This window comes from uncultured Sphingomonas sp. (genome assembly GCF_964244235.1).
Classification (GTDB): Bacteria; Pseudomonadota; Alphaproteobacteria; order Sphingomonadales; family Sphingomonadaceae; genus Sphingomonas.
In genome coordinates this window covers 1-7,365 of sequence record NZ_CAXTII010000110.1, presented here as the reverse complement: position 1 = coordinate 7,365, position 7,365 = coordinate 1, and the positions used below count along the sequence as shown (strand labels likewise).

Sequence of the window (7,365 nt, the reverse complement as noted above, 5' to 3'; positions counted from 1 at the left end):
GCGCCGCGGACGGTGTGCCGGCAGGACCTTGTCCACGACTACGGCCAGATCGAACCGAAGCAGCAGCGCTATGGCGTGTCGGCGCGCGGCACGGTCCGGGTCGGCGACAATGCCGAGGCCTACGCCGAGTTCAACTACGAGCGCAGCTATTCGTCGTACACCGGCGTTGCGTCGCAGATCCGCGTGCTGGCGCCATCGGGCATCCTCTACCCGGGCTATAGCACCAACCAGACGACGAGCTACGGCAACACCACCCTCGCGCTGCCGATCTACATCTGCCCGCGCGGGACGGTGACGTGCACCGCGGCAAACGGAACGCTCAATCCGAACAATCCGTTCGCGGCACAGGGGCAGGTCGCGCAGATCGCCGGGCGGCTTCCGGGCTCGATCCAGTTCAACTCGTCCGAAAGCCAGGTCTATCGCCTCGCCGCCGGCATCAAGGGCAGCTTCGGCAACGACTGGCGCTATACTGTCGACGGGACGGCAGCGGCGAGCGCGCTCGACACCGTGGCGAGCGGCTATGTCTTCATCCAGCACCTGCTCGATGTCATCGCCGACGGATCGTACAACTTCGTCAACCCGGAGCAGAACAGCGCGGCGACGCTCAACTATTTAACGCCGACACAATATCTTCACGACTCGTCGCACCTTTATCAGGGGCAGGCGACGCTGGCGAAGGACCTGTTCTCATTGCCAGGCGGCAAGGTGCAGGCACTGATCGGCGGGTCGATCCGTTACGAATCACTCAACGACCCGAGCGGCAATCCCGACTATAACGGCCCCACGCAGCGCTATTTCGTTCTCAATGCCTTCGGGGCGGCGGGACACCGCTATGTCGAGTCGGGCTATTTCGAGCTGAATGCCCCGATCCTCGACTCGCTCGAGATCGACGGCTCGGGCCGTTACGATCATTATTCGACCGGGCAGAGCAATTTCTCACCCAAGGTCGGCGCGAAGTTCACGCCGATCCCGCAGCTGTCGGTGCGCGGGACCTATTCGCGGGGCTTCCGTATCCCGAGCTTCGCCGAGCAGGGCGCACTGCCGACGACGGGTTACGTTACCCAGACGGCGACCAACCTGCCAGATAACTTCGTCAACCAGCACCTCAACCCGCAGGGAACGGGGCCGAACACCTATCTGACGACGTACAGCGTCGGCCAGACGACGGTCGGCAACCCCAATCTGAGCCCGGAAAAGTCGCGCAACTTCACCGTCGGCACGATCGTCAAACCAATTCCCAACGTCACCTTCACCGTCGATTACTACAACATCATCAAGACCAACGTGATCACCTCGGTCAATTTCCAGTCTGCAGAGAACAACTACTACGCGACCGGCGCGACCAATTTCGGCGGCGTGACAATCATCCCCGACGAAGTCGATCCCGACCATCCGACCAGCCTGCGCCGCGTCGCGTTCGCGCAGGGCAGCTTCATCAATGCCAACCGCCTGAAGACGTCGGGTATCGATGCGGCGCTATCGGCGCGCTTCAACCTCGGGCCTAACATTCGCCTGACCAGCTCGGGCGAAGCGACGTATATCTTCGACCTCAACACCAGCTTCCCCGACGGGCATGTCGAGCATTACGCCGGCACGCTCGGCAACTTCAACCTGACGGCGGGGACGGGCACGCCGCGGTGGCGGGCGAACTGGCAGAACACCGTCGACTTCGGCAAGGCGTCGCTGACCGCCACCGCGTACTACACCAGCGGCTACAACTATTCGGCCGAGGACCAGGGCAACGTGGCGGGAGACTGCGGGCTCGTTCCGACCAATCAGGACGGCAATCCGTATCAGCCGTGCAACGTGAAGTCGTTCGTCCAGGTCGACCTGCACGGTGCCGTGACCGTGACGCCGCAACTCGCGTTCTACCTCGACGTGCTCAACGTCGCCAACCGCAAGCCGCCGATCGACGCGACCACCTACGGTGCCTATCTATACAATCCTGTCGTCGGCGAGGCGGGGATCGTCGGACGCGCGTTCCGCATCGGCGCCAAGGTCGATTTTTAGTCGGGCGAAGGTCGGAACGGTTGTGCCTCGATCTGGCTGGGCAACGCGACCTCCAGCCGATCGACCTTCAGCGTGCCGATAGAGAGGTGATCGATCCGCGCTTCGAGGATGCGCAAGCGCCGCACCGTCATCGCGCCAATCGCAAGCGCGCCGATCGCCATCGCCCCGACGGCGATGGCGCCGGTGGCGAGCGCGCCCAGCGCCGCGCTACCCGTCCTGACGGCACGGAGCGACCGTTCTGGGTGAGTCATTTCGCTACTCCGTTGCCGTGTCTACAGTTCAGCGATGCCGTCACCCTTGGCGCCAGGCGCAGCATCACGGTTCGGGGCAGGATTCGTGCCCACGTGCCAAGGCGAACCGCCGGGCCGCCCGGGTAGACGACCCGGCGGCCGCGCTCGAAGCCGCGCAGGATATCTCGAACGACCGGGCCGGGCTGCGCCATGTCCTTGGCCCGAATGGCAGGTTTCATATCGGCGAAGAATTGCGTGGCGACCGGTCCGGGACACGCCGTTGTGACCGTCACGCCGGCTTTTTCAAGTTCGAGCGAGAGGCCCTCGTGAACCTGGCGCGTGGCCGCGCCTCACCCGAAGTGGACGACGTCAAGGCAGACTCGGCGACCTTGATCCGTCGCAACCTTACGCGCGACGGCAATATTTCATCGCTGCAAGGTCGAGATCGTGATCGCTGACGAGCCGACCGGACAGGTTATGAGCGTACCGTCTTCGCCGCTGATCCACCCTTTCGGGCGCACCTCATCGACCCCGCGATAGAACATCCGGCTGATCAGCCAATTGGATGGGGGCGGATCGAGATGGGTGAATACCACGAGCCGGACACCGGCCGCATTGGCGATCCGCGCGGCGTCGACCGGATCGGTATGGTAATGGTGAATGTCGCGCATCGTCTGGGCGATCCGGTCCCGTCCAACATCATGCGCCGCTTCGCTGACCAGATCGACGAGGTGCTGTGACTGGGCCTCGTGGACGAGCACGTCGCTTCTGCGGGCTGCCTTGCCAAGCGGCGGATGGTAACGGGTATCGCCGCTGATCGTCACAGAGCGGCCGCGGTAATCGAACCGATAGCCATAGGCCGGCGCGGCGGGATCGTGGTTCACCTCGATCGCGGTCACCGTCAGGTCGCCAAAGCGCAATGGCCGGCTGGTACGGCTCAGCGATGCCGTCGGCGGTCCGGCCAGAGGGATGACGATCGACTGCATCACCGCGGCGGCCGGCGGTTGCAGCTTGGCGCCCGCGTTGGCAACGCGGTAGCTCTGGTCGAGCGCGTACGCGCGGTTGAAGCCGTCGACCACCGCCGCGACGCCGGGACCGCCGAACACCGGCAGCGGGCCAGCATGGCCGGCGAGCCAGGCGTTGGTATTGACCTCGCCCAAGTCACCGATGTGATCGGAATGGAAATGGGTGAGGAACACCGCGCCCAGTTCGCGACCCTGGAGCCGCCACAACATCAGGTTGCGGGCGCTGCCCGGCCCGGTATCGACGAGATAATAGCGGCCGCCCGCGATGATCGCCGTGCAGCTTTGCGCGCGCGCGGGATCGGCAAACGGGGCCGAGGTGCCGCAGAGCAGGACCTTGAGCGCATCTTGACCGCCGAGCAGCGCGGTGTCGCCCGCAACAAGACGGCGCTCGACGAAGTACCGGAAGATCGTATCGTCGACAGCAGGTACAGCCAGGATAGCCGCGACTGCTGCCGCCAAGGTCAGCAGTCCCACGCCTGCGACTAGGAGCCACCGTCGTGTCATCAAGCCGCGCGTCCTGGCATCGACAGGTCGCCCCGCGGCGGGCGGGTGGCGAGCAGCAGATAGGCTCCGTCCGGCCCACCGGTAAGGATCGTGCAGCGATCGACCGGGCTTGCCTGATAGGCGGCCGGAAACTGGCCGAACAGCGGGTTGTACGGATAGAACCAGCGGCCCTGCAGGTCGAGCCGGAGCCGGTCCCCCGCACGCAGACGTGTTGCATGCGGGCGCAGCGCGATAGCCACCCGCACGACTTCACCCGGGCGCGCAGGTTCGGGGGATGTATAGGTATGAACGGGCGCCGCGGGCGTTGACAGGGCGGCGTCGATCGTCCGGTGCGCAATCCGCTGCCAGCCCGTCGACACCATGTCGCCCGAAAAACCGTAGGAGCCCTCGAACACCGCCTCCCTGCGGCCGCGCAGCTTGCGCAGTCCGGCAAAAAGCAGTGCGTCGGCACCATCGCGGAGCAAGACGTCGAGATAAAGCGCCATCGGGCCGATCACGTCCAGATCCTGTTCCACGGTCCAGACGAACGAGACGCGTCCGTCGGGGAGGCGTAGCGATGCACTCGCCGGCAGAAAGCCGTCGGTTGCGTCGTGCATCGCGCCGGACCCCGCGTCGAGGCGGAGCCTGCGCCATTGTATATCCGCGGGTGGCCATGCGTCCTCGTACATCACCGCCGCCGGCTCGGGCCCGTCGTCGGCGATCGCCAGACGCACGCGCGGCTCGTGCTCCCAGCCATTGTCCTCCCGCTTCAAGAAGTGGTCGAAGAAGCGGCGCCGCGTCGCCGTCGCCTCTGCGCCATAATAGGCGCACCATTTGCCGTCGCGGTGGGTGTAGAGCCACTTGTCGCGCGAGCCGGCGCGACGGAACAGCTCGAACGACCCGCGACTATGCAGCAAGTGGTCGGAAAAGCTGCCGCAGACGAGGATCGGCACGGCGATGTCCTCGATCCGTGGCGTTCGCGCCGCGTACCATTCGTCGCGCTCGGGATGCGCGCAGATCGCGTCGTAGAGGGACGCACGCACCCGCGCCTCCCGCCCGGTGAGCCTGCTCCAAAGTTTGCTGAAGCCATTCTCCAGGACCCCGCCCGGACGCGCGAAATCCCGGTACACATCGGTCAGCCCCTCCCACGGGCAGATGGCGGTCAGATGCGGCGGCTGAAGCGCCGCGACCTTGTACTGGCTTATCGCCAGATAGGAGGCGCCATCGAGTCCGACCCGGCCGTTGGACCATCCTTGCGTACCGGCCCATTCGATCAATTCGTAATAATCCCGCGCCTCCTCGTCGGAGAACAGGTCGGCGATCCCGTCCGAGGTGCCGCCGCCGCGCAAATCGGCGTTGACGACGGCGTAGCCCGCATCGACCCATACCGCCGGATCGGGCGCCTCCCAACTGGTATAGGCGGAGATGCGGATCGGGTGCGGCTGCGGCAGGAAGCGCGACTGGAGCGGCGGTCCCCGCCCGGTACGCGTCTTCGCGGGGATCTTGTCCTTACCGTACGGATGCGCCGACATGATCACCGGAAACGGCCCCTGCCCGTGCGGCCGGAAGACATTGGCCCGCAGCACCGTGCCGTCGCGCATCGCGATCGGCACATCCCAGTCCACGGCCATAGCCTCGACCGGCACGACCTCGACCCCGGGCCGGACCGCGTTGCCGAGGAACCGCACGGCGCGGCGCGCGGCGCGCAGGACACTAGTCATGATCGACGCTGCCTGCGCGGATCACCGGTCGCGACGACCAAAGGCGTAGCTGAGCGCGAGCCCGCCCGACACCTGGTCGCGCGACCCGAAGGCACGCACCACGGGCGAGCGTCCGGCATCAGCGACGAGGCGATCGTAGCGCGCATAGGCGTAGACGCCCCACCGCCCCGCGATCCGGCGCGTGACGCCAAGATTGCCGCCGACCGCCTGCAGGCCCCCGCCCGGCCGGAATGCGCCGAGGTCTGGCGCTGCATCGTTCGTCGCGACGCCGAAATAGGCGCGCTGATAGCGGCCGTCGCTGAACGTCAGGCGCGGTCCGAACGTGATCAGCGTCGGTCCTTTGCCGCGGGCCGCATAGTCCGCGCCGATCGTGCCGACCCAACCCTTGTGCCCATTGACGCCGCGACGGATGTCGCCGTCGAGCCAGAGCGATGGCGACAGGCGATAAGTGGCGAAACCGCCGAGCTCGACCGTCGAGCCGACGCGGGCCAGCCGGCCATCGGTATCGCTGAGCGAACGGGCGCCGACAAAAGCGATCGACGGTCCCACGGTGAGATTGCCTGTCCGCACAAGCTGCGGCGCAAAGGCGCCCTCGGGTGCCTTGGCATCGAGCAACTGGTCGCCGCTCGCCCGCGAGAAATTGCCGAATGGCTGGACCCGGCTGTGGTCGGCGCCGGGATAGGCCGGCACGATCTGCGCGCCAGCCGCGATGCGGGTTTCGATCGCCGGCCCTTCCTCGGCACGCACCATGCCCGGCGTAAAAATGAGCCCGAGGAGGATCCAGCTGATAGCCGATCGGCGCGGTGCGGGACGCGCCGTCTCCGTTGATTGCGAGGGTGAGGTGGGGGTGATCATTCAAGCTACTCCGGTTTCTGCTTCGGCATGTAAATGCATTTACATAGGGATGCAACAAGCCGACGGATGGTTTCCTCTCTCGCTCCAAACGAATAGACCGCTCCGATGAAAGCCAGCCCCGATGCCATCGCCGACCTCGTGAGCAACGCCTCGTCGGGTGGTCCGCGCAACGCGATCGGCTTCGTGCTCTGGCGCATCATGCACCGCTATCAGCGCGAGGTGGACCGGGTCTTGCTGACGCTCGATCTGACGCACCTGCAATTCGTCACGCTCGTCCTCATCGGATGGCTGGGGCGGGGTGGTGGGCAGATCACCCAGGCCGATGTGGCGCGCTTCGGCGACATCCACCGGATGCAGGTGTCGAACATCGTCAAGGCTCTGGTCGATAAGGGCCTGGTGTGTCGCGAACGGATCCCTCAGGGAGGACCGGCGCGGTCGGTCGCGATCACGACCGTCGGTCTCGACCGCCTGCGATCGGCTTTGCCGGCCGTCGCCGACGTCCAGCAGCAGATATTCGGCGAGGACGGCAAGCCAGGAGGTGACCTGCTAAACCTGCTCGTCGCCATCGACAGCGCGTGATGCCGCCGCGGCGCCGATGCGACGCCATATATCGCAGGCGCATTCGCGGGTGGGCCCACCGGTGGATTTAATGAGGGCGCTTCTGCCCTCGTCGACTATTCCGCACAGGCGACTATTCAACCTCAAGCGAGAGTTCCCATCCTGTGCGACAAGACCACAAGGCGACGGTCATCGTTACCGGCGCTTCATCGGGCGTCGGGCTCCACGCGACCAAGGCGCTCGTCGACCGCGGCTGGCACGTCATCATGGCCTGCCGGGACCTAGACAAAGCCAAATCGGCTGCGGCTGCGCTGAATATTCACCCCGACAATGTCTCGCTGGAGCTGATCGATCTCGGCTCCCAAGCGAGCGTCCGCGATTTCGCGGCCCGTATCGCCGCCACCGGGTCGCCGCTGCATGCGCTGGTTTGTAACGCCGCGGTCTACCTTCCGCTCCTGAAACAGCCGGCGCGTTCGCCTGAGG

Annotated in this window: 8 protein-coding genes; 3 read left to right on the top strand and 5 right to left on the bottom strand. The window is 65.9% G+C overall.

The window, feature by feature from the left end:
• Positions 1-2,010: TonB-dependent receptor domain-containing protein (locus ACFE7D_RS13490; RefSeq protein WP_375395932.1), on the top strand; the 2,010-nt coding region annotated here is incomplete at its 5' end.
• Here ACFE7D_RS13490 and ACFE7D_RS13485 read toward each other — a convergent pair.
• From ACFE7D_RS13485 to ACFE7D_RS13465, 5 genes are all read right to left on the bottom strand, one after another.
• On the bottom strand, positions 2,007-2,261 hold the full coding sequence (locus tag ACFE7D_RS13485) for a hypothetical protein (RefSeq protein WP_375395931.1): 255 nt from the start codon (positions 2,259-2,261) through the stop codon (positions 2,007-2,009). The two genes, ACFE7D_RS13490 and ACFE7D_RS13485, sit on opposite strands and share 4 nt — an antisense overlap.
• The gene (locus tag ACFE7D_RS13480; protein WP_375395930.1) at positions 2,258-2,479 is read right to left on the bottom strand and encodes a hypothetical protein; all 222 of its coding nucleotides are present in this window, start codon (positions 2,477-2,479) and stop codon (positions 2,258-2,260) included. The genes ACFE7D_RS13485 and ACFE7D_RS13480 overlap by 4 nt, the downstream gene beginning before the upstream one ends.
• 186 nt (positions 2,480-2,665) lie before the next feature.
• Positions 2,666-3,769, bottom strand: a complete 1,104-nt coding sequence (locus ACFE7D_RS13475; RefSeq protein WP_375395929.1) for an MBL fold metallo-hydrolase — start codon at positions 3,767-3,769, stop codon at positions 2,666-2,668.
• Entirely contained in the window at positions 3,769-5,469 is a 1,701-nt protein-coding gene (locus ACFE7D_RS13470; protein WP_375395928.1) for a CocE/NonD family hydrolase, read from the bottom strand. Before ACFE7D_RS13470 ends, ACFE7D_RS13475 begins: the two co-directional genes overlap by 1 nt.
• A 21-nt stretch (positions 5,470-5,490) precedes the next feature.
• Positions 5,491-6,324 (bottom strand): MipA/OmpV family protein, encoded by an 834-nt coding sequence (locus ACFE7D_RS13465; protein ID WP_375395927.1) that lies wholly within the window; start codon positions 6,322-6,324, stop codon positions 5,491-5,493.
• Positions 6,325-6,429: 105 nt separating this feature from the next.
• Here ACFE7D_RS13465 and ACFE7D_RS13460 point away from each other — a divergent pair, with 105 nt between their 5' ends.
• Together ACFE7D_RS13460 and ACFE7D_RS13455 are read left to right on the top strand one after the other, a co-directional pair.
• Positions 6,430-6,903, top strand: a complete 474-nt coding sequence (locus tag ACFE7D_RS13460; RefSeq protein WP_375395926.1) for a MarR family winged helix-turn-helix transcriptional regulator — start codon at positions 6,430-6,432, stop codon at positions 6,901-6,903.
• Between the two features lie 143 nt (positions 6,904-7,046).
• On the top strand, positions 7,047-7,365 hold a 319-nt coding region (locus tag ACFE7D_RS13455; protein WP_375395925.1), incomplete at its 3' end, for an SDR family NAD(P)-dependent oxidoreductase.